Here is a 24,187-nt window from a genome sequence, read left to right as displayed (position 1 = left end):
AAATCAAAAAGGACTCCGAAGAGTCCTTTAGTTCGTTCTGCCTATGATAGGCCAAATGCTATTCAAAGCGACTTAGGTCTGTTAATCAAACTTAATTCTGTCGGCTAGGTGGCTTACTGCCAAAGCAAAGTAGTAAGAACGATTCCACTTCATTAACACATTGTAGTTGTTATAAATGAGGTACGAACGTCCGGTTTCATCATCCGGCATGATTAACCAAGCTTTAATGTCTTCATCAAGTGTTGGCAGTGGGCGATCGTCATAACGCTTAATACCGAGTTCAGACCACTCTTTTAAGTATTTCGCTTTGTCTTCGTCTCGACCTTGTAAATCGATCGACACAGTTGACGGAACATGAACCTGACGGCCCCAAGTATATTTGTCATCCCATCCTGATTGGCTAAGATAATTGGCCGCTGAAGCAAATACGTCTTCTTCAGTGCCCCAAATGTCTTTCTTACCATCGCCACTGCCATCAGCGGCGTAAGCTAAGAATGAGCTTGGCATAAACTGAGGCTGACCCATCGCACCAGCCCAAGAGCCTTTCATCTCTTTTGGTGCAATATGGCCTTGATCAAGAATCTTCAATGCCGCCATCGCTTCACTACGGAAGAAAGCTTCTCGGCGTCCTTCATAAGCCATGGTCGTTAGGGCGTCGATAACGCTGTAATTGCCCGTAAACTTACCAAAATTACTCTCAACGCCCCATAGCGCGACAATGAATCTTGGTTGCACACCATATTCATCACCAATACGCTTTAACGCGGTGTAGTGTTCCTTATAAAGTGACCTTGCCTGCTTCACTTTCCAATCAGGAACCGCTCGTGGAATGTATTCATCCAGAGTCAGTTTTTTCTCAGGTTGGTTTTTGTCGGCTTTCACCGCTCGTGGCTTAAACGTTACACCATCAAAGGCTTCATCAATGATCGCTTCAGAGATGCCTTCTTCACGGCCTTGTTGCTTTAGTTTTTCTACATATTGCTCGAAGCTCAGTTGTTCAGCTTGTACTGAACTTATGGTCAGGCTGTTACCCAATAGTAATGCCGACACAGCCAATATGGTTTTCGAAAATTTACTCAACGATCACTCCTCCCTGAATTGAGGTGGCTATCACTCTTCGTCTTGAGATTTCTGTTGAGCTTTACGCTCTTTATGAAGCTCAAGTTCGTTAACTGGTGGTGGCGGAACCTGCAAAAAGAAACCATCGGTATTCAGTGATTCTTTCACTTTTTCGATGTTTACTTGAGCCAGTTTACGGCCATCCATTTTAATTACCATTACAAAACTAGGTTTACCAAACATTTGCATCAATGCGTCAGGAACTTGTGAAAAATCATCCTTCTTAGGGATATAAAGGTATGTTCCTTCTTTCTTTGAGCTTTTATATATAGAACACAGCATGACAAACCTTTTAATTGATTATGACTACAAAACTCTCACTTGCGAGATCAATAGTTTATGTTAGGGAAATATTGGGAACAAAACGTCCATTTGACAACAAGATTACTTGCTGTGCTTGGTTTGGGAATATAACATGATAAACCTAGTTTCAGGCAATGCCCTTTATTTTATTGATAAAGAAATTGTACCAATCCGCTATTGAGGTCCTGTAGTTTTTCGATGTCTAGTAACCCAGATCTAAAAGGTAGCAGCTTTACGCTATCTGTTTTGCACTTATCCGATGATCAAGTCGAAAATGCAGTCTCTTTTCTTCAAGAGAAAGTAGACCAAGCACCTACGTTTTTCGCTGCCGCACCTGTTGTTATCAACATCAGCAAAGTCGCGGGCGATATCGATTTTGTGCAACTTAAAAATGGTATATCTCAAGCGGGCATGATCCCGGTTGGTGTGGCTGGCTGTTCTGATAAGCGAATGCAAAATCTCGCCAAAGAAGCCGGTTTTGCGGTGATGACGGCAAGCAAGTCACCATCTCAAGCTCCAGCGAAGATGGCACCAATCAAAGTGATTAGAACCCCTATTCGTTCTGGTCAGCAAGTGTATGCCAAAGACGGTGATTTGCTGATTCTTAGCCACGTAAGCGCGGGCGCAGAAGTCATTGCCGATGGCAGCATCCATATTCATGGCACTTTACGCGGCCGTGCGATTGCGGGTGCAAGTGGTCAAACTGAAGCAAAAATAATTTGTAATGACTTACAAGCCGAGCTGGTTTCCATTGCTGGAAATTACTGGCTCAGCGATCAAATTGAAAGCGAGTACTGGCAGAAGAAAACCATGTTCAGTATGGCAAACGATGTATTACACGTTGATGTCCTCGCAATATAAGAGAAATAAAAGGAAAACAGAATGGCACGCATTATCGTTGTAACGTCAGGTAAAGGCGGGGTAGGCAAAACGACCTCCAGTGCAGCTATTGCCTCGGGTCTGGCTTTAAAAGGAAAGAAAACCGCAGTTATCGACTTTGATATCGGTCTGCGTAACCTAGATTTAATTATGGGTTGTGAGCGTCGTGTTGTATACGACTTCGTTAACGTTATCAATGGTGAAGCGACGCTGAACCAAGCGATGATCAAAGACAAGCGCACAGAGAACCTGTTCATTCTTCCTGCTTCTCAAACTCGTGATAAAGACGCACTAACAAAAGATGGTGTTCGTCGTGTTTTTGATGAACTGGATGAAATGGGCTTTGATTTTATCATCTGTGATTCTCCTGCAGGTATCGAACAAGGCGCTCTGATGGCGTTGTACTTCGCTGATGAAGCGATTGTAACCACGAACCCAGAAGTCTCTTCAGTACGCGATTCAGACCGTATTCTAGGTATTCTTGACTCTAAGTCTCGTCGTTCAGAAGATGGCTTAGAACCAGTGAAAACACACCTTCTATTGACTCGCTACAACCCAGCACGTGTTACTCAAGGTGAGATGCTCAGTGTTGAAGACGTTGAAGAAATCCTGCACATCTCTCTACTGGGTGTAATTCCAGAGAGCCAAGCGGTACTCAATGCATCGAACAAGGGCGTTCCAGTTATCTTTGACGAAGCAACCGACGCAGGTATGGCTTACAATGATACTGTAGAGCGACTACTGGGTAGCCAAGTTGACTTCCGCTTCTTAACGGAACAGAAGAAAGGCATCTTCAAACGACTGTTCGGGGGCTAATGCACAATGTCATTATTAGAGTTTTTTAGACCACAGAAAAAGACAACCGCAAATCTAGCCAAAGAACGTTTGCAGATCATTGTTGCCGAACGACGCAGCCATGACGACCCAGCGCCGTCTTACCTGCCGCAACTAAAAGAAGACATCTTGAAGTGTATAGCCAAGTACGTTGAGGTTGATCCATCAATGGTTGATCTGACTTTTGAACACAAAGATGACGACATCTCAGTGCTAGAGCTGAATGTTAAGCTTCCAGAAGAAGAGCGATAATCTTTCTGTACAAGATCGGCAGGTAATACACTTGCTTGTATTGATTGAATAAAAAAGAGAGCCTAGGCTCTCTTTTTTATATGTGCAGTTTATAGCTGTAACTAAGTTAGGCTTTAAAGCAGCAAACGGTTATTTGATCGCTTTACTCAGCTTTTCGCCAACCACATCTAAACGCCAGCCTTGCATAACATCAGGCAGCTTCTCTGGGTTACGATCGTGCTTCCACACCCAGCTTAACACTTGGTTAAGTTGCTTCTTCGATGCCAAGAATTCCGTCGCCAAACCACTGTGCTGTGATGCCGTTTTCACTTCATCTTTCAACACTTTGAACAGTTGCTTGTAGCCAGGGAAGTCCATTAGACGTTCTACTGGTGCTGGGTACTCTTCTTCTGGTGTATGTTCAGCTAACTTAACAATTGAGCTGATCTTCGCACCATGGCGACGCACAGAGCGGTAATCGAAACCTTCTTGCTCCATGTGCTTAGGATCTTTCATCGCAAAACGCGCCACAGCCCATAGGTCTTGTTCCTTGAAGACAAAGTTCAGCGCCAAATCGCGCTTGATTGCTTCTTTTAGACGCCAAGTTGCTAAAGGTCGTAAGATCGCTAATTGCTTAGGTTTAAGCTGCCACGCCCCTTTAATATCAAGGTAGGCTGTATCTGGGTTTACTTTACGAATACGCTTGGCAACTTGTAAATCAGACTCTTGTTGAGCCGCTTCCCACCAGCCTGCTTCCATCACTTTTTCAAGAAGCTTGTTGTACATTGGCATTAGGTAATGCACGTCTGCCGCAGCATAGTCTAACTGCTTTTGAGAAAGCGGACGCGCTAGCCAATCAGTGCGCGATTCACTCTTATCGAGATCAACACCAACAAACTCTGAAACCAGAGCAGCAAAGCCCGTTGATAAACCATGACCTAAGAAAGCTGCCATGATCTGGGTATCAACCATTGGGGTTGGTGTGCAGCCAAATGCGTTTTGGAACACTTCCAAATCTTCACCGCAAGCGTGCAACACTTTCAGAACAGAAGCGTCTTTCAACAATCCAACAAATGGTGTCATTTCACCAAGAGCAATAGGGTCAATCAGTGACAGCGTTTCACCATCAAATAACTGAATTAAGCCTAATTGAGGGTAATAGGTTCTTGTACGAACAAACTCCGTATCAAGCATAACGACATCGGCTTCACGTGCTTGTTGGCAAACTCGCTCAAGGTCTTTCAATTGGGTAATGATTTGATAATCCACAAAAACTCTCACAGGTTTCTATTTGATCGCCGGATACAAAAATGCCGACATTAACTGTCGGCATTCTAACACCATTTTTCAGCGCTCGCTTAGATTAAGCGCCTCTATGGTTATGGTGCAGTACTTTCGCGTAAACGGGCTAATTATTCGCTAGCGCGTTTCGCAAGTTCTGCATCGTTTTCTTCACGCAGTACGCGGCGTAAGATCTTACCTACGTTAGTCTTTGGAAGATCATCTCTGAACTCGACTAATTTAGGGATCTTGTAACCCGTTAAGTGCTCACGACAGTGCGCGATAATGTCTTCTTTGGTCAGGCTAGGGTCACGCTTAACCACGTAGATCTTAACTAACTCACCAGACACTTCATGGGGCTGGCCGATAGCTGCTACTTCTAACACTTTACCGTGCAGAGCCACTACGTCTTCAATCTCGTTCGGGTAAACGTTGAATCCAGACACAAGAATCATGTCTTTCTTACGGTCTACGATGTACAACAAGCCTTCGTCATCAAACTTAACGATGTCACCTGTCGATAACCAACCGTCTTGATCGATCACTTCTTTAGTCGCTTCAGGGCGCTGCCAGTAACCTTGCATCACTTGAGGACCACGAACTTGTAGTTCGCCTACTTGGTCATTAGCAATAACCTTGCCTTCATCATCAACAATACGAACTTCTGTCGATGGTACAGGTAGGCCAATAGCACCTGTGTAGTCTTTAAGGTCGTATGGGTTACCTGTTACCAATGGAGAACACTCGGTTAAGCCATAGCCTTCCAATAGGTGAATGCCTGTCGCTTTCTTCCATTGCTCAGCAACAGCGCGTTGAACCGCCATGCCGCCGCCAACAGATAGGCGTAGGTTACTGAAATCCAACTCGTGGAAATCTTCGTTATTAACTAGCGCGTTAAACAAGGTGTTTACGCCGGTAATTGCGGTAAACGGAACCTTTTGCAGCTCTTTAATAAAGCCAGGAATGTCACGAGGGTTAGTAATTAGAAGGTTACGACCACCCATCTCTACAAACAGTAAGCAGTTCACCGTCAGTGCAAATACGTGGTAAAGCGGTAATGCCGTTACAACCAACTCGCGACCTTCTTGCAGAACAGGACCGTAAGCCCCTTTCGCTTGCAGTACGTTCGCGATCATATTACGGTGCGTTAGGATTGCACCCTTCGCTACACCCGTAGTACCACCTGTGTACTGTAGGAACGCTATGTCATCACCCGCCATGAACGGCTTCACATATTGAAGACGACGACCTTTGTGCAGCGCTTTTCTGAATGAGATAGCACCCGGTAGATCATACTTAGGCACCATGCCTTTTACGTATTTCACTACGAAGTCGACAATTGTCCCTTTCGCGCGTGGCAGCATTTGCCCTAGGCTGGTTAGAACAACGTGTTTAACCGGTGTGTTATCAACGACTTTCTCTAGCGTGCTCGCAAAGTTAGATACGATAACAATCGCCTTTGCACCAGAATCGTTCAGTTGATGTTCAAGCTCACGAGGTGTGTACAGTGGGTTGACGTTCACTGCAATCATACCGGCACGCAATACACCAAATAGTGCAATTGGGTATTGCAGTAGGTTTGGCATCATTAGCGCGACGCGATCGCCCTTCTTCAGTTTCAAGTCATTCTGTAGGTAAGCGGCAAAAGCACGGCTGCGCTCTTCAAGCTTACGGAATGTCATAATCGAGCCCATGTTCTCGAATGCAGGTTGGTCCGCGTACTTCTGTACCGACTGTTCAAACATTTCTACAAGAGATGGGTACTGATCTGGGTTGATCGTTTCTGGTACGTCACTTGGATAACGTGAAAGCCAAGGTTTATCCACGATGTTACTCCTCGTTTATCAGCTGACGACTGCTTCGCCGCTTTTTATCATTGCGGTATTACAGCACAGCTTTAGTGCATGAGCACTAAAAGGCTCAAACACTTGTTTAAATTTTGTTAACTACACCAAGAATTAGCTCTGAAACTAGCTCTGGGCTCTCTAAATGACAATGATGTCCACCAGGAACAGTCTCTATATGCAGAGGACTATGCACTGATTTGTAGCGATTATGCTGCAAATGTCGGAATCCATCATTCCCTAGGATTATTAATTGAGGACATTCAATAGCCGCCATAATCGCTTCAGCGTGCGCCTGTGACATTCGATATAACGAGTCACATTTTAGATTAGGGTCGCATCGCCATTGCCAAGAGTTCTCGAACTCGACAATACCTCGCTCAACAATAGGAGCGATTAATTCAGCATTAATTTGGTTGGCGTGAGCTCTCAGCTTAATAGCATCCTCAAGGCTTGCCAGAGGACGTGAAGGCTTTCTTCGCTGTCGAAGACGACTGAGTACCCCATCCCTCAAGCGAGAGACTGTTTCGTGGGGAGCTTCAGAAAGAGGTCCGTGACCTTCAATTTGAATTAATCCTGACACCTTTTCAGGAAAGGCGGCACTATAGCAACTTGCTATCAATGCACCAAGTGAATGTCCTACTAGTACCAGTCTGTTTGGCGATAATTTAGTCACCAACTGATGCAAGTCATCAATATAATCATGAAATGGGTAGTAACTTCCCGATTTGTGCGACGAGAAGCCGTGTCCGAAAAGGTCGATAGCAATAAGGTGAGCATTGGGCGCAAACTTGGCGACTTGCTGCATAACCTGGTTAAAACTGGACGAATTGTCCAACCACCCATGAATAAAAACGACCGTCGTTGCGGTCGTTTGTGGGTTGCCAATCTGTTGTGTTGCAAGCGTCCCGCTCGCGAGGGAGTATGACTTTTCAATCATCAAACACTTAGTTCCATCTGTTTGCGCAATCAACGTCTAAAAAGTTAATTACTCTACGTCCTGTATCACTCGACCTTGTCTTGGCATCGTTTGAAAACTGCGACAATGTAAACTTCTGCACGAGTAGTAGGTTGGTGCAAAATCATTAACAACAACGCGCTCAGTAATGTTCCACAGTCGTTGGTTGTCCACTTTCATTACAGGGAAGGTGTAAGGGTATTCCCCTATTTTTCCATCTTCACTCCCACTTGACTGACCAACCAAAGTAATCAGACGACCTTCTGCAAAGCTTAGAGGCTCAACGTACCCTTCAATATAACCAACAAAACGTCCGCTTGGCTCTGCGTCTAGATCTGGCTTACCGCTACTCGAAATCGGCATATTAGCGACTTCGATTCGAGTCTTATCTTTCAAGTTGGTCACTTTAGAGATAACGCCACCTAATCGAACACTTTTCGCATCCGGTAGTTGGTCGACCCACTGTTGGTAATCGCTAATCACAGGCTCTGATTTTGCTTCAAGCTCGCTAGGAAGTGATGAACACCCGGCAAGTACCAAGACACCAAGAGAAAAGGCTATTAAGCGTAATTTAGAGAGATAATTTGACATGGTTCTGGTCCTTAAACAGGCATTAATAAGAAGCTCTAGATGTAGATATCGACACCGATAAGCTTTGCAAGTTCTTCTTTCTTCGCCTGATTCATTACATCCATATACTCTTCCATAGCCTTACGTCCTCGGCCTTCTGGAAGATCATACTGGATTTGAGCCTTGTGCAGTTCAGACTCTTTAACTTGACGAATAGAGTGAGAAACAGCATTAGCCACCTTAGTCGGTTGCCCAACCGCAGTGCTAGCATCAGATTTTTTTGCCTGCTCCTTCTTTTTTATTCGATTCGGCTTAGACGTGCTGCCTATCGAAGAAGGAGGTAAGTTGTTAATTGATACCATGACTAAATATCTGCCCTCTCAAATCTAAATAATACGTATTTAGACCTAATTTGCATCAGAACCTTGTAAAAATTATTCGCGACCTGGCAGTTTCTTCCAAGTCACTTTGTCACGAAGATAAACTGGCTCAGACTCTTCTGCTGCAACCGCTTTACCTTCTGCATAAGCGAATTGAGCAAGGAACGCCATATCTTGAGCTTCTGGGAATAGCACTTCACACGCTTTAGTGTTGATCGCTAATGTGTCCATATGCTCTGCGTAAGCTGCCCAACCGGTACCGACTTTCGCCCATGTTTCAGAATCTGCTTCTAACTGCGCAGCCAATTCACTTGGTGGCGTTACACATTCGGCATCAACCGCAGTCCAACGACCATCTTGTTCACGGCTGTAACGAGCCCAGTATACTTCACTCATGCGCGCATCAATCGCTGTCGCAACGTGAATTTCACCAAATTTACGGTAGCTGCCTTGCGCCATCGCTGCCAGTGTTGAGACACCGATCATCGGTAAATCAGCACCAAAAGCTAAGCCTTGAGCAATACCAATACCAATACGCACACCCGTGAAACTGCCTGGGCCTTGGCCAAACGCGATAGCATCGATATCGGTTAAAGCGACATTCGCTTCTTTCAGTACTTCATCCACCATAGGTAGAATTTTTTTCGTATGGTCTCGAGGAGCCTCTTCGCTACGTGCGAACACCTGGTCACCCATTACTAATGCAACTGAACAGTTTTCAGTTGCGGTATCTACTGCAAGAATTTTCGCGCTCATTTGTGTCTCAAATATCTGTTATCTAATCTAAAAATAATGGCTAAACTCAACAATGCCAATTAATCAGCAGCGGTTGAATGGTCTTTAGCTAAGAATTCTTTAATGACCCCTAAGTCACGGGTACGTGGGATAGGCGGTAAACTCGCCAAAAATATGCCACCGTAATCGCGAGTCACCAATCGGTTATCGCAAATAATCAAAGCGCCATTATCGCGCTTGTCACGTATCAATCGGCCGACACCTTGTTTCAAGGTAATCACAGCATCTGGCAACTGTACCTGTGCAAAAGGATCACCCCCTTTTAGCTTACAGTCCTCGATTCGAGCCTTAAGTAAAGGGTCATCAGGGGCCGTAAAGGGCAATTTGTCGATGATAACACAGCTTAATGCGTCGCCCCTAACATCTATCCCCTCCCAGAAAGCACCTGTAGCCACCAGCAATGCGTTACCTAATTCCATGAATTCGGCTAAGGTTTTTTGCTTACTTGTCTCACCTTGCAGCAGAACTGGAACCGAAAGGGTTTCACGAAATCGCTCCCCCAACTCTTTCATCATGCTGTGTGAAGTACACAAGAAGAAACAGCGACCTTGGTTTTGCTCAATCACCGGGGTCAGCATTCTTACTAGTTTGTCCGCGAGACCAGGGCTATTTGGTTCAGGAAGATAACGAGGTACACACAAGCGCGCCTGATTTGGGTAATCAAACGGGCTCGGCAGTGAAAACTGTGCCGACGGTTTTAACCCTAATCGAGAAGTGAAATGGTCGAAATCGTCCGATACCGCCAAGGTTGCTGAGGTAAATACCCACGCGCCCGGTTTAAGCTCAATCTGCTCGTGGAATTTATCGGCGACTGAAAGCGGTGTGATGTGCAAAGCAAAGTGGCGCGGTGTAGTGTCATACCAATACGAATAGCCAGTGATCGACACATCGCACACACGTTCGATACGCGACTTAATCATGTTTGCGCGTTCGAAAGCGGTATCTAACAGTTGGCTTCGCCCCAATGCTAACTTCAATACATCGACGGCCAGTTGCAGCGCATCTTGCAAGCGAACTAACTCTCTAGCGATCGACTCTGATTTCAAGGCTTCGCGCCAGTTACCACGAAAGCCAGTATCACCAAGCACAATGCGCAGGTCGGCTGACGATTGAACGAGCCTATCCCCTACTTTCTGTAGCTGACGCATGTCTTTGGCTTCAGTTCGGTAAGCGATTTCAATGTCTTTGGCTAACTCTTGGATCTGTCGACTGGAAACCGATTGTCCGAAGTACTGGCTGGCAATATCGGGAAGTTGATGCGCTTCATCGAAAATAAACACATCGGCTTCAGGAATCAGCTCACCAAATCCGGTCTCTTTAATCGCTAAATCCGCTAAGAACAAGTGGTGGTTCACTACAACGACATCAGAATCCATCGCTTTTTTACGCGCTTTAAGCACGAAGCAATCGGTATAACTTGGGCACTCTTTGCCCAAGCAGTTGTCATTGGTCGAGGTAATAGTTGGGATAACCGGGCTGTCTTCAGCGATATCATCACAATCGCCCAAATCACCTGTTTGTGTTGATGATGACCAACTACGAACTTTCACTAACTGAGCCAGCAGTGTTGGATCGGTATGAGCGCCATGACTCTCGATCATTTGACGGCTGAGCCTGTCCAAACACAAATAGTTTGAACGCCCTTTGAGTAACGCAACCTGACCATAAAAGCCAAGCGCATCGACCATCAATGGTAAATCTCGGTGAAACAGCTGTTCTTGAAGGTTTTTAGACCCCGTACTAATGATGGTTTTCTTGCCACTCAGCAGCGCTGGCACTAAGTAAGCAAAGGTCTTACCGGTACCCGTTCCCGCTTCAACAACTAATTGGCTCTGTTGCTCAATAGCTTGTGAAACCGCTTCAGCCATGTCTAGTTGAGCTTGTCGTGGTTGAAACCCTGGGATCGCTTTACCCAGAGCACCATCAGCAGAAAACGTTTTAGATATCATAGAGTACGAAGTTTAGAAAAATAGAAGACGAATTATGGCAGGTTTAGTGAGCCGGCGCGAATCAAGAATGACTTCGCACCGGAGGTGTTTGGTTTGGTTTGACGTAACTTGAGTTACCTTAAAGGTAAGAACTGAAGAAGTAAGAATCAGAGAATCGTTTTTATTTTCGACTTAGATAACGTGACAACCAAGAGGCGCCTTCAAAATGGTTATCACAAGGTTGCATGGCCTTCACTGCATCTGTTGGCGAGGTCTTGCTTTCCCACATTTCATCTAGAACATTACCATCTAACGCAGTGCCACCCGCCAATGAATTCACTCGCTTGCAGTACAGTTTTTTGGCTAATAACTCTTTATCCATAAGTATCACCTCTATTTTTGGCCAAGGCGTAAATGCCTCGGTTGAAGTTCAAATGCGTACTACGGTCAAAACTTTAAAAAATGAAGCTTCTGCCTGTTTTTCTATCTAAAAACTGATATTTCTATATCAAACAATTTATCAAAGCGATAAATCAGCAGCAGAATTTGTTGAAACCAACTTGATAATAGATTAATTATAACGGTGATATTGCGGCTCAGTTCACCGTTCGACGGCCTGCATTTAATTTGAAGAATAAAAATATTTCATGGAAGTAAGATGCAAATGGAAAGAAAAACTTTACTAACACATTGTACTGATGCCCCGGGCCTCATCTCTAAGATCACCAACATTTGTTATAAGCACCAACTCAATATTATTCACAACAATGAGTTCGTAGATAACACAAGTGGCCACTTCTTTATGCGCACCGAGCTTGAAGGGTATTTCAATGATGAAACCTTGCTTGCCGATTTAGACCAAGCCCTGCCACAAAACACGAAACGTAAGCTTGTTGATTCATCTCGCAAGCGTGTTGTGATACTCGTGACCAAAGAAGCACACTGCCTTGGCGACATTCTAATGAAGAACTTCGATGGCAGTTTAGACGTTGAAATCGCGGCGGTTGTCGGTAACTACGACATTCTGCAAAGCCTAACTGAACGTTTTGACATCCCTTACCATCATGTTTCTCACGAAGGGCTAAACCGTGAAGAACATGAGAAGAAGATGCTAGAAGTGATTGACCAATACGAGGCTGATTACCTTGTTTTGGCTAAGTACATGCGAGTGCTGACTCCAGGGTTTGTTGAAAAATACAACCACAAGATCATCAATATCCACCACAGCTTTTTGCCAGCATTTATTGGCGCGAAGCCATATCAACAAGCGTATGAGCGCGGCGTAAAAATCATTGGTGCTACAGCGCACTTTGTGACTAATGATTTGGATGAAGGCCCAATCATTAAGCAAGATGTTATCCCTGTGGATCACAACTTCAGCGCGAAAGACATGGCACAAGCCGGTCGTGACGTTGAGAAGAACGTATTGAGTAAGGCGCTAAACAAGGTGATCAATGATCACGTCTTTGTTTACGGCAACAAGACTGTGATTCTGTAAGTCGGGGATTCGATTTCCGGTAAGACTTCCAGTTAGCACCCAATAAAAAACGCGCAATAGGGTTTACCCATTGCGCGTTTTTTGTATCTGATGATCAGACCAACTTTAAGAGATTCCCGACTACACTCCTTCGTCGCTATCGGGAATGACGAACTCGGTGATGAATCTTCTAGCTATAGGCTCTAACATACGTCCTAGAACACTCAGTCTGTCAGTACCCAAAGATAGACTCTGGCAAACACCATCGAACACCCCGTCATTCCGACGAGCCAGAGCGAAATCACGAATCTCTTTCCAACAAACTACAAACCGAAACTATTGGTCATCAGTTCGCTTTACGAGATTCCCGACTACGCTCCTTCGTCGCTATCGGGAATGACGAAGTCGATGATGAGCCTTCTAGCTATAGACTCCAACATACGCCCTCGAACACCCCGTCATTCCGACGAGCCTAGGCGAGATCAGGAATCTATTGTCAGCAACTCTTAAGCCTGTTCTGATTCCACAATTTTCTTCAAAGAGTGTGGATGCAGCTTGATGCAAATTCCTTGATGCTTGAATGCAACCGTTGGGTTATTCAGACGTTCACCCTCGCCTTTCGGGCTAGAGAGTTTGATCTTAACGCCTTGCTCAGTCAACGTTTCAAAGTTAGCAGCGAACTGCGGGTAAGTTTCTTTAAGATCCGCTAAGTACTCATCAGCCGTTTGGGCGTGAGAAGGAATCACAAACTCGACATGTTCCCAATCTTGGCTTGGATAAATCTTACCTTCTGCTGGATATGGCAACTCCAAGCATTCAATTTTCCAGCCAAGGCTTTGCAAGGGTTCATCGAAAGCCAACACCACAATTGGACGACCATTGATCATCGCCTCTGAAATTGTAGAGCCGTACTCAGACCATGCTTGATGCGCAGATTTGGCCAACTCAGTGTCATTGATTCGCAGCGCAATATGATCCGCTTGAGCAAAGCTTAAATCCAAACCTAATGTATTTCCTAGGTTCTCGATTTTTGCCATAAAGGTATCAAGGCGGGCGATCATTTGTTGTGGTTCTAGTTCAGCTTGCTTCAGGCTCATCATCATTGTCTGCGTTCTCCAAATAATGGCTGCATGTTATCAGTTTTGCCTTTTGCAACAAGCGTTGCTTTTACAAAAAAGACTCAATAAGTATGTTCTTTCCGATCCTTAAACATGCAAACGTGTCTTGGTAAAAGTCGATTGTCAAAAACCACTCAGGAAATGTTAATTTTCTATCAATTCGACCTATAAGAAACCCTACAAAATTGGTATGATTAACGCCATTTTTGTGAACTTAAACAGTGTCTGTTGTTCATTTCGGCATTAAATCGTTAACTAGACGCATAATTAACCAATTTAATGACCTCGAAATAACGGCCACTCTTATCATCCTTGAATTGAAGGAAACGCGTGTGAATATCCAAGCACTTATTAATGACAAAGTATCTCAGGCTCTAGAAGCCGCTGGCGCACCTGCAGGCTCTCCTGCCGCTGTTCGCCAATCTGCAAAACCACAATTTGGTGACTACCAAGCAAACGGCGTTATGGGCGTTGCTAAGCGACTAGGCACTAATCCTCGAGAGTTTGCTCAAAAAGTATTGGACGTTCTAAACCTAGACGGTATCGCTTCTAAAGTTGAAATCGCAGGCCCAGGTTTCCTTAACATCTTCCTAGATGAAGCTTTCCTAGCACAACAAGCAGACGCAGCATTAGCTGATTCTCGCCTTGGTGTAGCCGTTGCAGAAACACAAACAATTGTTGCGGATTACTCTGCACCAAACGTTGCGAAAGAGATGCACGTTGGTCACCTACGTTCAACGATCATCGGTGATGCGGTTGTTCGTACTCTTGAATTCCTAGGCCATAACGTTATCCGTGCTAACCACATCGGTGACTGGGGTACTCAATTCGGTATGCTTATCGCAAACCTTGAGCGCGTTCAAGCTGAGTCTGGCGAAGTTTCGATGGAACTTGCTGATCTTGAAGGCTTCTACCGTGAATCTAAAAAGCTTTACGACGAAGACGAAGAGTTTGCACTTAAAGCACGTGGCTACGTTGTTAAACTGCAAAGCGGCGACGAGTTCTGCGCTGAGATGTGGAAGAAGCTTGTTGACGTAACAATGATTCAAAACCAACGCAACTACGATCGTCTAAACGTATCACTAACTCGTGATGACGTAATGGGCGAGAGCATGTACAACCACATGCTTCCTACCATCGTAGCAGACCTAAAAGAACAAGGTCTTGCTAAAGAAGATGACGGCGCACAAGTTGTATTCCTAGACGAATACAAAAACAAAGATGGCGACCCAATGGGCGTTATCATCCAGAAGCGCGACGGCGGTTTCCTTTACACAACAACTGATATTGCTTGTGCAAAATATCGTTTTGAAGAGTTAGGCGCAGACCGCGTACTTTACTTCATCGACTCACGTCAGCACCAACACCTAATGCAAGCTTGGACTATCGTTCGTAAAGCAGGTTACATCCCAGAATCTGTTTCTCTTGAGCACCACGCATTCGGCATGATGCTAGGTAAAGACGGCAAGCCATTCAAGACTCGTGCGGGTGGTACTGTTCGTCTTGCTGATCTTCTTGATGAAGCAGAAGTTCGTGCAGCGCAGCTAATCGAATCTAAGAACCCAGAACTTGCAGAAGACGAGAAAAAAGCGATCGCGAACACTGTTGCAATGGCAGCGGTTAAGTACGCAGACCTTTCTAAGCACCGTACGACTGACTACGTGTTCGATTGGGACAACATGCTTGCGTTCGAAGGTAACACAGCACCTTACATGCAGTACGCATACACTCGTGTTGCTTCTGTATTTGCTAAAGCTGGCATTTCTATGGACTCTCTTGAAGGTGAAATCAAAATCACTGAAGAGAAAGAGAAAGCGCTTATCGCGAAACTTCTACAATTCGAAGAAGCAGTACAGTCTGTTGCTCGTGAAGGTCAACCACACATCATGTGTAGCTACCTATTCGAACTAGCAGGTCAGTTCTCTAGCTTCTACGAAGCATGCCCTATCCTAGTAGCAGAAGACGAAGCTGTTAAGCAGAGCCGTCTGAAACTTGCTGCACTAACAGCGAAGACTATCAAGCAAGGTCTATCGCTTCTAGGTATCGATACTCTAGAACGCATGTAAGCGATTCGAGATTCGAGATTCGAGATTCGAGATTCGAGATTCGAGATTCGAGATTCGAGAAAATTAGAAAGGTTGACGTGAAAGCGCCAACCTTTTGTTTTATCTAAAAGTTTATTTAATCGACTATCTATGTGATTAGCTAACCTACACAGCAAGAGATCTCCTATTACGCTCCTTCATCGCTCTAGGAGATGACGAGAATAGGTGTTGTGGACCCAAAACAGCATCAATGATGCGCCATCAAGCCACACCAAATCGTTATTACTTTCCCCAAACGTCATTCCCTACAGTGAGGCACGAACGTGATAGGGAATCTGCTTATTGAGAACGTAAGCTCTAGCCACATTCAAACTCCGCCCTTATACTCATGTAAAACAATTAATTGGAAAGATCATGAGCTTCGAACTTCATCCTCAATTGGCAAAAGACACCACTATTATTGGCGAATTTCCACTGAGCCTAGCACTACTAAGCAAAGACAGTGCTGTGCCTTGGGTTATCTTAGTACCAAAACGTGCCAACCTGAAAGAGTTACACCACTTACCAATGAAAGAACAACAGCAGTTCCTACATGAATCTCAGGCGGTAAGCCAAGCACTAGAAGCCACGTTCCAACCAGACAAATTGAACCTAGGCGCATTGGGTAACATGGTGCCACAACTGCACATCCACCATATTGCACGCTTTAAAAACGACATCGCATGGCCTGGCCCAGTATGGGGCAATACCAAAGGCGAACAGCGTAGTGAAGAAGACCAAGCTGCTATCTTAAGTCGCATTCAGAATGTTCTGTCACTAAGCTCAATCTTCAAGAAAGCTTAGTTTTCTGGTTTCGGTAATGCCTAGTCTCTAGGCATTACCATTATTACCAATGTGTAATAATAATTAACAAAAACACCCGATTATCACAACGCACACTCCTGCGTATACTCTCTTGCACACAACATAGAGAGAGCACCATGAAACAAACCTTCAACTTATTTCGTCATATCAGCTGGATCGCCATCATCTGTTCTATGCTTGCTTCACTGCTTTTGTTTTTTATGGGAGCAACCAAAACCTACTCTGCTTTTGCGATCTTTATGCTCAACCAGGTACCGCCAGAATCACTGGCACATCTAGACACCACAGACATCGCGATCTCATACTTAATTAAGTCCCTAGATACATTTCTGATTGCTTTTGTGCTTTTCATCTTTTCTCACGGTGTATTCACTTTATTCATCTCAAACAAAAGTGACGCGGCAAAAAATGATGAACAGCTAAAAAAGAACAAAGTGCTTAACTGGATAAAAACACCCAACATTGGCCATCTGAAAAACATTTTGGCTGAAGTGATTATCATCATTCTATTCGTGAAGTTTTTGGAGCTCGTACTCGTCAACTTCGACAGTATCGGATGGGACATACTTGTCCTGCCTGTATCAATACTGTTACTTAGTATCGGTCTTAAAGTTCTCGGCCTAGGCGGAACCAAAGAGTCCTAAATAGATAAGCACAAACAAAAAAACCGCAGCTCATAAGCTGCGGTTTTTTATTAGATATTTTCCAAACTACATCATCACATTCAGCGATAAACCATCTTGTTTACTGATGGTGTAGCGAACACGTGTCGTATGACCATGTTTGTTAGTATCGACCAAGCGAGATACTTTGCCCTTCTTGACCCATACACTCAACATCGCATCCACGCCATCTTCACTCATACCAAATTTCGCTGCAATCTTTTTACGAGCCGCAACACCGTGGCTGTCAATGTACTGATGAAGTTCGGTTAAAATCATACGACTTGTACCTCTAATGCTTTTTGCTTACTGCCAACTTTCTTGAACACACGGTAGGTGATCACAAAGCCACCAGCAATCACTACCATCCACACTGAACTTGTCACAGGGTGTGCTGCAAAGTTTGCAGCTTGGTAATAGAAAGTCGCACCAAAGTAGCCAAGCGCCATTGTCCAAACCGCAATAAAGCGTGCAAACATTTGACCAAATTCACGAACGTAAGCACCCATCGCTGCCACACAAGGCGTGTAAAGTAGGATAAGGATTAAGTAAGCAAATGCAGCATGACCAGAAACGAATTTGTCTTTCAGGTTACCAAAGATAGATGAATCAACCTCTTGCTCTTCAGCAACGGCACCAGAATCGCTTAAGTCACCAACTTCAATACCTAGGGGATCCGAGTAACTCAAGCCTGATAGGTTTTCAGGGATCGTCATCACCGCTTCTTGTAAGCTAGCTGCTAAATCAAACTCAGCAGCTTCTTCATCAGAAGGTGTTGTGTAAAGGCTATTCAACGTACCTACTACCGCTTCTTTCGCGAAGATACCAGTAATGATACCTACCGTTGCTGGCCAGTTTTCTTCTGTTATACCAATTGGTTGGAATACAGGAGTCACAACTTGAGCTGCCTTAGAAAGTACTGAATTTTCGCTGTCTTCGTTACCAAAGCTACCGTCCATACCTAGAGAGTTTAGGAAGCTAAGAATAGCCACAACCATCACGATTGTTTTACCTGCGCCAAGTACGAAACGCTTCAGCTTCTGCCAAGTTTTCAGCATTACGTTTTGCACTGTCGGCAACTCGTAATCTGGCATTTCCATCACTAAGCTATCACTGCTCCCTGGGTAGATCGTGTTTTTCAGGAACAGACCTGTAAATACAGAAGCAACGATACCCATGATGTACAGAGCGAATACTACGTTTTGTCCTGCACCTGGGAAGAACGCCGCTGCGAACAGTGCGTATACCGGTAAACGAGCACCACATGACATAAACGGCGCCATGGATGCAGCCAACTTACGCTCACGCTCTTGGTCAAGAGTGCGGGTCGCCATGATTGAAGGCACGTTACAGCCAAAACCAAGTACCAGTGGTACAAACGCTTTGCCTGGTAAGCCAATCTTCTGCATCACTTTATCCAGAACAAATGCAGCACGAGCCATGTAGCCCGAGCTTTCTAGCACCGCCAAGAATAGGTAAAGCGCTGCAATAACCGGAATAAAGGTCGCAACCGTTTGAATACCACCGCCGATACCATCTGCAAGTATGGTTACAAGCCAAACGGGTAAATGACCATCTAATAAGTGGTGTCCACCATCGACTAATATTGCACCAACACCAATATCAAAGAAGTCGATAAACGCACTACCGATATTAATAGAGAACATGAACATTAAGTACATAATGACGAAGAAGAAAGGAATACCGACCCATTTGTTCAAAATGAACTGATCTGCTTTCTCGGTAAAGTTACGGCTTAGTTTGCCTTCGCTGCGACGAACACGTTTACAAAGGTCATGTAAGAAAGTGTATTTAGCGTCAGCAACAGCAAGGTCAATATCGAAATCGGCACCAAGGCGCACACTGTCAATTTGAGTGCGAGTTTGTGGAGCCAGTCCATTCAATACCAAGTAATCATTTTCTAAAGCACGAATCGCTAGCGCTCGATGAGATACGTCAGCATCATCAAATTGTGACTCAACAGAAGGGATAAGCGCTTCTAACGCGGCATCGTAATCAATTGAGATAGGGTCAAGGCTCACACCTTGAACAAGCAGTTTATGCAGACGCTCTTTAAAGCGAACCACTTGACCTTTGTCGTTTGCAGACAAGCTTAGAACTGGACAACCTAGCTCTTTCTCTAGCGCTTTAAGGTTAATCACCTGACGCTCACGCTTTAATACATCCATTTTGTTCAACACAACGATCATTGGGCGACCCAATTCACGTAGCTGTAATGTCATGTACAAGCTTCGCTCTAAACAGCTTGCGTCGACAACATTGATGATCACATCTGCTGGATGAGTTAGAACAGCGCGAGACGCGATAGATTCATCGATGCTGTTCGCATCATTACCACTGTCTAGTGCGTAGATACCCGGTAAATCCGTTAGCTGAAACTGGTCACCTGCGTGTGAGTACAAACCCGTTTTCTTTTCTACGGTTACACCAACCCAGTTACCAACATGCTGCTTGGCACCAGTCAGTGCATTGAACAGTGTTGTTTTACCACTATTCGGGTTACCAACGGTAAGAACTTGATAATCCATTTAGATAACCTCGATTTGTTCTGCAATGCTTTCACGAATGGCGATAGAAACACCTCTCACTTCAACTTGAAGCGGATCACCCATCGGCGCGCGGCGGATAAGCGTCACCTCGGTTTTTGGCAACATACCCATGACCATAAGTTTTTTTCTTACGTCAGGTGTTAAACCTGTTAATGCAACAATAGAAGCCTGCTTTCCTTGCTCTAGTTGTGAGAGTTTCATAAGTACCCAATTCGTGACTGATAATGAGAAAGATTGTTATTAACGCTATGATACACATACATGCCCACAATTCTATTGTGTGAAATCAATGTTTTCGAAAATACACACTCGTAAATTTCGTTAAAAACGTTTACGTCAAAAACGTTACTTTCAACAACCCACGAGAACTACCTCACTAGTACAAAACCACCCAGCCAACAATAAATCATTACTTATCAATCACTTAAGATAATGTCGGTTTTCTCATAGGCATCTGTCGTTAATTTTATAAGTAAAATAAGTACCTGAACGTATAGTTACTCCATCGAAGAGAAATTCCTTCTCTTTAATTTTATTCCAGAGGTGATGTGGCTCGCCATATCACTCCGGCAGCAAGCGAAGGTGTCATTGACACCCGTGGTATAGTCCCCCCGGCTATGCCACGATATTTTTTTTCTTCCTTTTGTTATACCCCACAAACCTTTTTAAACTCCTCCTACTATCGTTATATCTCGTATCTCGTATCTCGTATCTCGTATCTCGTATCTCGTATCTCGTATCTCGTATCTCGTATCTCGTATCTCGTAGAAGCATAAAAAAGCCCCGACACGAATGTCGAGGCTAAAGTATATTTATCTATGTTCTAGCAGAATATCTGCTGCGCGCTACTCTTCGTTGTTTTCAGCAAACTTGGATGGAGACATGCCAAAGTGGTGTTTAAACCTTTGACTGAAGTAAGACGGGTCATTGAAGCCCGAGTCAAACGCGACATCTGAGATCTTCTCCCCAGCAAGTAATCGTTCGCAAGCATGCTCTAGGCGCACTTCATTCAAATGCTCTTTAAAGGTCTTGTTATAAGCCAATTTAAAGCGTCTCTGAAGACTTCTCTCCGACATGAACAAGCACTTAGCAACTGATGCAGTACTAAACTCAGCATCAGCGTAGTGTTCACTCACAAGCTGCGACACCTTATTTTTCCACTCCTGTTCAGCACTAAGCCTTTGTTGCTCTTGCGTCGAGGTAGCAAGCTTAATGGTTTCAATCTGCTCGATTGTGCATGCTTCAAGATTGTCGAACACTTGATATTCAATCGGCCACGAAAGCTGAACCTTATTTTGAGAGTCAGAAACAAAGGCGTTCAACTCCCCCCCGCTCTGATTCATCAATAGAGGTAATTTCTCGATGTTTAGATCAGTCGACTTACCAGTGTTGTCGCTCATACTTGAAACTAATTTAGGAAAAGGCATCCCATGATCTCGAATCGTAACTACAAGGTGTTCTTTCACTTCTTCAACCAGAACCACCATACTTTGTGATTTAAAGTTTCTCTTGATGATGCTCGCGACTAAGCTGTTGAAAATAATATCGAGATTAAAATACGGCAAGCTTACATATCGTTGTTTTGTTTCGACTTTAATATCCAGTTCAATGCCAGCTTTGGCTAAATCATCCTGCCAAGCTTTGAGTACCGCTTCTAAGATTAAAATTATATCGTAACAAACCAGCCCCTCTCCTTGAGGGCTATTACTCAATTGAGCCAAACCATTTTTCAACGTTAAGATTGGATACTTCCCTTGTTCATCATTCCAATTAGGGAGCATCGCTGCAATATGATTAACTTCAGAAGAAAGTTCATTTGCAGTGTGAGACACAAGTGCATTCTTAACCGATAGCTGCTTTTTAAGCTGTTGATTGGTCGCAAGTAGTATCCGGCTTTGGTGCCTCAATTGGTCCGTCTTCAATGCAACTTGCGCTTTTAAGTGCCTGTTGGCAAAAGTGACATAACGCGAACGCCAAAAGACCAAGATAGTCACGACACCAATCAGTAGTATCAGAGAACTTGCTGCAGCCCAATTAGTGAGATACCAAGGTTCCGCAATCGAAAAGCTTTGGCTTGTTGACACAAAGCGATAATGAGAGTCTTTAACCGGCTCAACCTCAAGCGTGTAATCCCCTGGAAGCAAGTGATCGAGTGTTAATAGGCCCCCTTCAAACTCACTCCAAGGCTCATTGTCGTTCAGCCGGTACTCCATCGCAGGCGCGAATGTCGCCGGTAAGATGCCTAGCTTAAATCCTATCGATGAACCATAAGGAATCTCACTCAAATCTGCCGTTTTCCCGCCAAGTGATACAGTATGTTGATCGACACTTATCTTACTCAGCAAAGCACGACTATGAGGTGTTGTTGATACCAGTAACTCGTTAGACAACGCACTGACTACACCATACTTTGAGCCGAAAATAAGCCTCGAAGATTGGCTCTCTTCATTGTAAAACAGAGCACATGCACCTGCCGCAAGTTCATTGGTGATCAAGCCAAATGGTGAACCTATATGTTTATGCAGCTGACCATCCAATCCGTAATAACTGATACCTTTTGAGGAACCTAACCACACACCATTGTCATCACTTACCAGGCAGTTCGGGCTGATATTGTCTTCAACAAGTGGGATCTCTTGAATCGCGGAGCCGTCAAAAGGGATTCGATACACACCATAACTGCTCGCAAACCATTGAGATCCATCTTTCGCTTTTTCAATATCGACGACTTTACCAAAACGTTCGCTTGAGCGACTAAAACTAATTCGCTTATCAATAAACGAATAGAAACCGTGGTCTGTTCCTATGTAAATACGACCTTGTAAGCCTATATTGAGATCGGTGATCTTCGCAGGCAAAAATTTGTCGACTAACCAGTCAGTACCATACCCCGTCAACTTCATGGCTTCGATTGATAACGAATAGAGACTCTGCCCTGAGGTCATCCAAAGAACGTTATCAGCCTGAAGCGCAAAATTCTCAACATGTACCCCTTCAATCGGTCTAGGTAAGTCGAGAATTTCAGGCTCTAACGTATTAGTATTAAAACTAATAATGCCTTCTTCGGTAGCCAACCAAATTGAAGTGCCAAAGATCTCAAAATCCTTAACAGGGTTGGAGTAAACACGGATTGGGTTATCTTCACTTTGAGAGTCAACTAAATAGAGACCCGTTGAGGATGCAACCCAAGATAACTGTTCATTGACAGGCAGTACTTTGTTGATCACCACACTACTCGAATGCATGCCCATCCCCGTTAATGGCGTTCTCGAGAAAGTCTTACTGAACAGTGAGAAATATCGGATACCGTTGTTTGTCGCGATCCACATCCCACCAGCATGGTCGTTGATCAACGAGTATATTTTCTCTCCCGGTAACGAGAAGTCTTGATTAGAGGCTTGTTCAAATCGAGTAATTTGGCCCGTAATAAAGTTGTAGCTAATAAGGCCATGCTCTGTGCCGATCCAATACTGATCCGAAGTTTCGGTAAGCGAAAGAACATGTGACCCTCTGACGATAGTCTCTTTATCTGGATTCGCGAGATTGACAATCACAGCACCATTTAAAGTGCCAATCACTAACTCACGTCGAGCATTCGAAAAATAAACGGTCTCTATATGATTTTTTTCTGATGCACTGACATGAGTAAACTCTTGATTATCTGAAAGATAAACGCCTGAACTGGTCGCCAATACCCACTTTGACAAAACCCACTCAGCGTCATTTATCGCAATGTCACTGCTATTGTTGTAACGGTACAGTTTGAGTAAAGAGTAAGTGTTGAACTCTAAAGATTGAGTATTATAGGTATAAAAATTACTGCCATCGGTCACCCAAATATAATCACCGGATGCGCCAATATTCGCAATCTCAGCACCGGGACTTAAACTAAACGCCAATTCGTTGCCAATACCAGGGCTATGTCGGTACACCTCATTATCGAAAAAGGTCCAAAACTCATCGTTAAGAAACGCGACGCTTTCAGAAGAAAATTGCAGCAAGCTACCCTTGCGAGGGAATAGAGTTCGGCCGTCGTAAAAGAGTACTTTTCCATGCACATCATGAACCCAAAGCCCGCCTCCGGCACCCAAGTACAAGTTTTTAGCCGCAAGGAAATTCCCTTGCGCTTGAACGGGCAAAGGATAAAAAACGGAGGGTGAGGTATTTACCGCTAGAACGCTAAATGAAATGCTCATTAAGATGAACATTTTGAAGATAATTCGATACAACTTTTCATCCTGAACAGCAACAACACATGAAATTTTGGTATCCACAACGTCTTATCACAGCTTAACCAAAAATTGAGTTTTTTTGTGCTTATTATTATCT

The 24,187-nt window shown here is 44.3% G+C and carries 22 protein-coding genes; 7 read left to right on the top strand and 15 right to left on the bottom strand.

Annotated elements, in window-relative coordinates; genetic code table 11:
- Positions 1 to 81: 81 nt before the first annotated feature.
- Together ATB74_RS20120 and ATB74_RS20115 are read right to left on the bottom strand one after the other, a co-directional pair.
- Complete coding sequence (locus ATB74_RS20120) at positions 82 to 1,080, bottom strand: lytic murein transglycosylase (protein WP_061019547.1); 999 nt, start codon at positions 1,078 to 1,080, stop codon at positions 82 to 84.
- Between the two features lie 30 nt (positions 1,081 to 1,110).
- Positions 1,111 to 1,401 (bottom strand): YcgL domain-containing protein, encoded by a 291-nt coding sequence (locus ATB74_RS20115; protein ID WP_017062372.1) that lies wholly within the window; start codon positions 1,399 to 1,401, stop codon positions 1,111 to 1,113.
- A 219-nt stretch (positions 1,402 to 1,620) separates the two neighbouring features.
- Between ATB74_RS20115 and minC the strand changes: the two genes are divergently transcribed.
- Genes minC through minE form a run of 3 tightly spaced genes read left to right on the top strand, consistent with a single transcriptional unit; the run spans position 1,621 to position 3,387 of the window.
- Positions 1,621 to 2,283: a septum site-determining protein MinC gene (gene minC, locus ATB74_RS20110; protein ID WP_017063419.1), complete on the top strand. Its 663-nt coding sequence runs from the start codon at positions 1,621 to 1,623 to the stop codon at positions 2,281 to 2,283.
- 21 nt (positions 2,284 to 2,304) lie between these two features.
- Positions 2,305 to 3,117, top strand: a complete 813-nt coding sequence (gene minD / locus ATB74_RS20105) for a septum site-determining protein MinD (RefSeq protein ID WP_009848498.1) — start codon at positions 2,305 to 2,307, stop codon at positions 3,115 to 3,117.
- A 6-nt stretch (positions 3,118 to 3,123) separates the two neighbouring features.
- Entirely contained in the window at positions 3,124 to 3,387 is a 264-nt protein-coding gene (gene minE / locus ATB74_RS20100; RefSeq protein ID WP_050711744.1) for a cell division topological specificity factor MinE, read from the top strand.
- A gap of 129 nt (positions 3,388 to 3,516) precedes the next feature.
- Here the strand turns inward: minE and rnd are convergent, their stop codons facing one another.
- The 8 genes from rnd to ATB74_RS20060 form a co-directional block, all read right to left on the bottom strand.
- Positions 3,517 to 4,635, bottom strand: coding sequence for a ribonuclease D (gene rnd / locus ATB74_RS20095; protein ID WP_050620928.1), 1,119 nt, complete (start codon positions 4,633 to 4,635; stop codon positions 3,517 to 3,519).
- Between the two features lie 143 nt (positions 4,636 to 4,778).
- Positions 4,779 to 6,473, bottom strand: coding sequence for a long-chain-fatty-acid--CoA ligase FadD (gene fadD / locus ATB74_RS20090; protein ID WP_017062375.1), 1,695 nt, complete (start codon positions 6,471 to 6,473; stop codon positions 4,779 to 4,781).
- Positions 6,474 to 6,579: 106 nt separating this feature from the next.
- Entirely contained in the window at positions 6,580 to 7,431 is an 852-nt protein-coding gene (locus ATB74_RS20085) for an alpha/beta fold hydrolase (protein WP_061019546.1), read from the bottom strand.
- 48 nt (positions 7,432 to 7,479) lie between these two features.
- On the bottom strand, positions 7,480 to 8,040 hold the full coding sequence (locus ATB74_RS20080) for a Slp family lipoprotein (RefSeq protein WP_050052398.1): 561 nt from the start codon (positions 8,038 to 8,040) through the stop codon (positions 7,480 to 7,482).
- Between the two features lie 35 nt (positions 8,041 to 8,075).
- Positions 8,076 to 8,381, bottom strand: a complete 306-nt coding sequence (locus ATB74_RS20075) for a hypothetical protein (protein ID WP_017062378.1) — start codon at positions 8,379 to 8,381, stop codon at positions 8,076 to 8,078.
- 72 nt (positions 8,382 to 8,453) lie between these two features.
- The gene (gene tsaB, locus ATB74_RS20070) at positions 8,454 to 9,155 is read right to left on the bottom strand and encodes a tRNA (adenosine(37)-N6)-threonylcarbamoyltransferase complex dimerization subunit type 1 TsaB (protein WP_061019545.1); all 702 of its coding nucleotides are present in this window, start codon (positions 9,153 to 9,155) and stop codon (positions 8,454 to 8,456) included.
- 59 nt (positions 9,156 to 9,214) lie between these two features.
- On the bottom strand, positions 9,215 to 11,143 hold the full coding sequence (locus ATB74_RS20065) for an ATP-dependent DNA helicase (protein ID WP_061019544.1): 1,929 nt from the start codon (positions 11,141 to 11,143) through the stop codon (positions 9,215 to 9,217).
- A gap of 160 nt (positions 11,144 to 11,303) precedes the next feature.
- A complete protein-coding gene (locus tag ATB74_RS20060; protein WP_060982228.1) occupies positions 11,304 to 11,504 on the bottom strand; it encodes a hypothetical protein in 201 nt (66 codons plus the stop codon).
- A gap of 282 nt (positions 11,505 to 11,786) precedes the next feature.
- On the opposite strand from ATB74_RS20060, the gene purU reads away from it, so the two are divergent.
- Entirely contained in the window at positions 11,787 to 12,620 is an 834-nt protein-coding gene (gene purU / locus ATB74_RS20055) for a formyltetrahydrofolate deformylase (protein ID WP_060982490.1), read from the top strand.
- 485 nt (positions 12,621 to 13,105) lie between these two features.
- Here the strand turns inward: purU and ATB74_RS20050 are convergent, their stop codons facing one another.
- Positions 13,106 to 13,702 carry a VOC family protein gene (locus ATB74_RS20050; protein ID WP_061019543.1) on the bottom strand — a complete coding sequence of 199 codons (597 nt, stop codon included), beginning with the start codon at positions 13,700 to 13,702 and terminating at the stop codon, positions 13,106 to 13,108.
- Positions 13,703 to 14,049: 347 nt separating this feature from the next.
- Between ATB74_RS20050 and argS the strand changes: the two genes are divergently transcribed.
- The 3 genes from argS to ATB74_RS20035 all read left to right on the top strand — a co-directional run bounded on the left by argS (position 14,050) and on the right by ATB74_RS20035 (position 17,270).
- Complete coding sequence (gene argS / locus ATB74_RS20045; RefSeq protein WP_060982226.1) at positions 14,050 to 15,783, top strand: arginine--tRNA ligase; 1,734 nt, start codon at positions 14,050 to 14,052, stop codon at positions 15,781 to 15,783.
- Between the two features lie 393 nt (positions 15,784 to 16,176).
- A complete protein-coding gene (locus tag ATB74_RS20040) occupies positions 16,177 to 16,605 on the top strand; it encodes an HIT family protein (RefSeq protein WP_060982225.1) in 429 nt (142 codons plus the stop codon).
- A gap of 137 nt (positions 16,606 to 16,742) precedes the next feature.
- Complete coding sequence (locus ATB74_RS20035; RefSeq protein ID WP_060982224.1) at positions 16,743 to 17,270, top strand: YqhA family protein; 528 nt, start codon at positions 16,743 to 16,745, stop codon at positions 17,268 to 17,270.
- Between the two features lie 66 nt (positions 17,271 to 17,336).
- On the opposite strand, the gene ATB74_RS20030 is transcribed toward ATB74_RS20035, so the two are convergent.
- The 4 genes from ATB74_RS20030 to ATB74_RS20015 form a co-directional block, all read right to left on the bottom strand.
- Complete coding sequence (locus ATB74_RS20030; RefSeq protein ID WP_061019542.1) at positions 17,337 to 17,567, bottom strand: FeoC-like transcriptional regulator; 231 nt, start codon at positions 17,565 to 17,567, stop codon at positions 17,337 to 17,339.
- Positions 17,564 to 19,837: a Fe(2+) transporter permease subunit FeoB gene (gene feoB, locus ATB74_RS20025; RefSeq protein WP_060982222.1), complete on the bottom strand. Its 2,274-nt coding sequence runs from the start codon at positions 19,835 to 19,837 to the stop codon at positions 17,564 to 17,566. The genes ATB74_RS20030 and feoB overlap by 4 nt, the downstream gene beginning before the upstream one ends.
- The gene (locus tag ATB74_RS20020; RefSeq protein WP_060982221.1) at positions 19,838 to 20,059 is read right to left on the bottom strand and encodes a FeoA family protein; all 222 of its coding nucleotides are present in this window, start codon (positions 20,057 to 20,059) and stop codon (positions 19,838 to 19,840) included.
- A gap of 644 nt (positions 20,060 to 20,703) precedes the next feature.
- Positions 20,704 to 24,087 carry a helix-turn-helix domain-containing protein gene (locus tag ATB74_RS20015; RefSeq protein ID WP_061019566.1) on the bottom strand — a complete coding sequence of 1,128 codons (3,384 nt, stop codon included), beginning with the start codon at positions 24,085 to 24,087 and terminating at the stop codon, positions 20,704 to 20,706.
- Between the last annotated feature and the right edge of the window lie 100 nt (positions 24,088 to 24,187).

The sequence above is a fragment of the Vibrio splendidus genome (assembly GCF_001557875.1).
GTDB classification, from domain to species: domain Bacteria; phylum Pseudomonadota; class Gammaproteobacteria; order Enterobacterales; family Vibrionaceae; genus Vibrio; species Vibrio splendidus_F.
The sequence above is the reverse complement of the archived record's forward strand: the minus strand, read 5'-3'. Positions and strand labels throughout refer to the sequence as shown.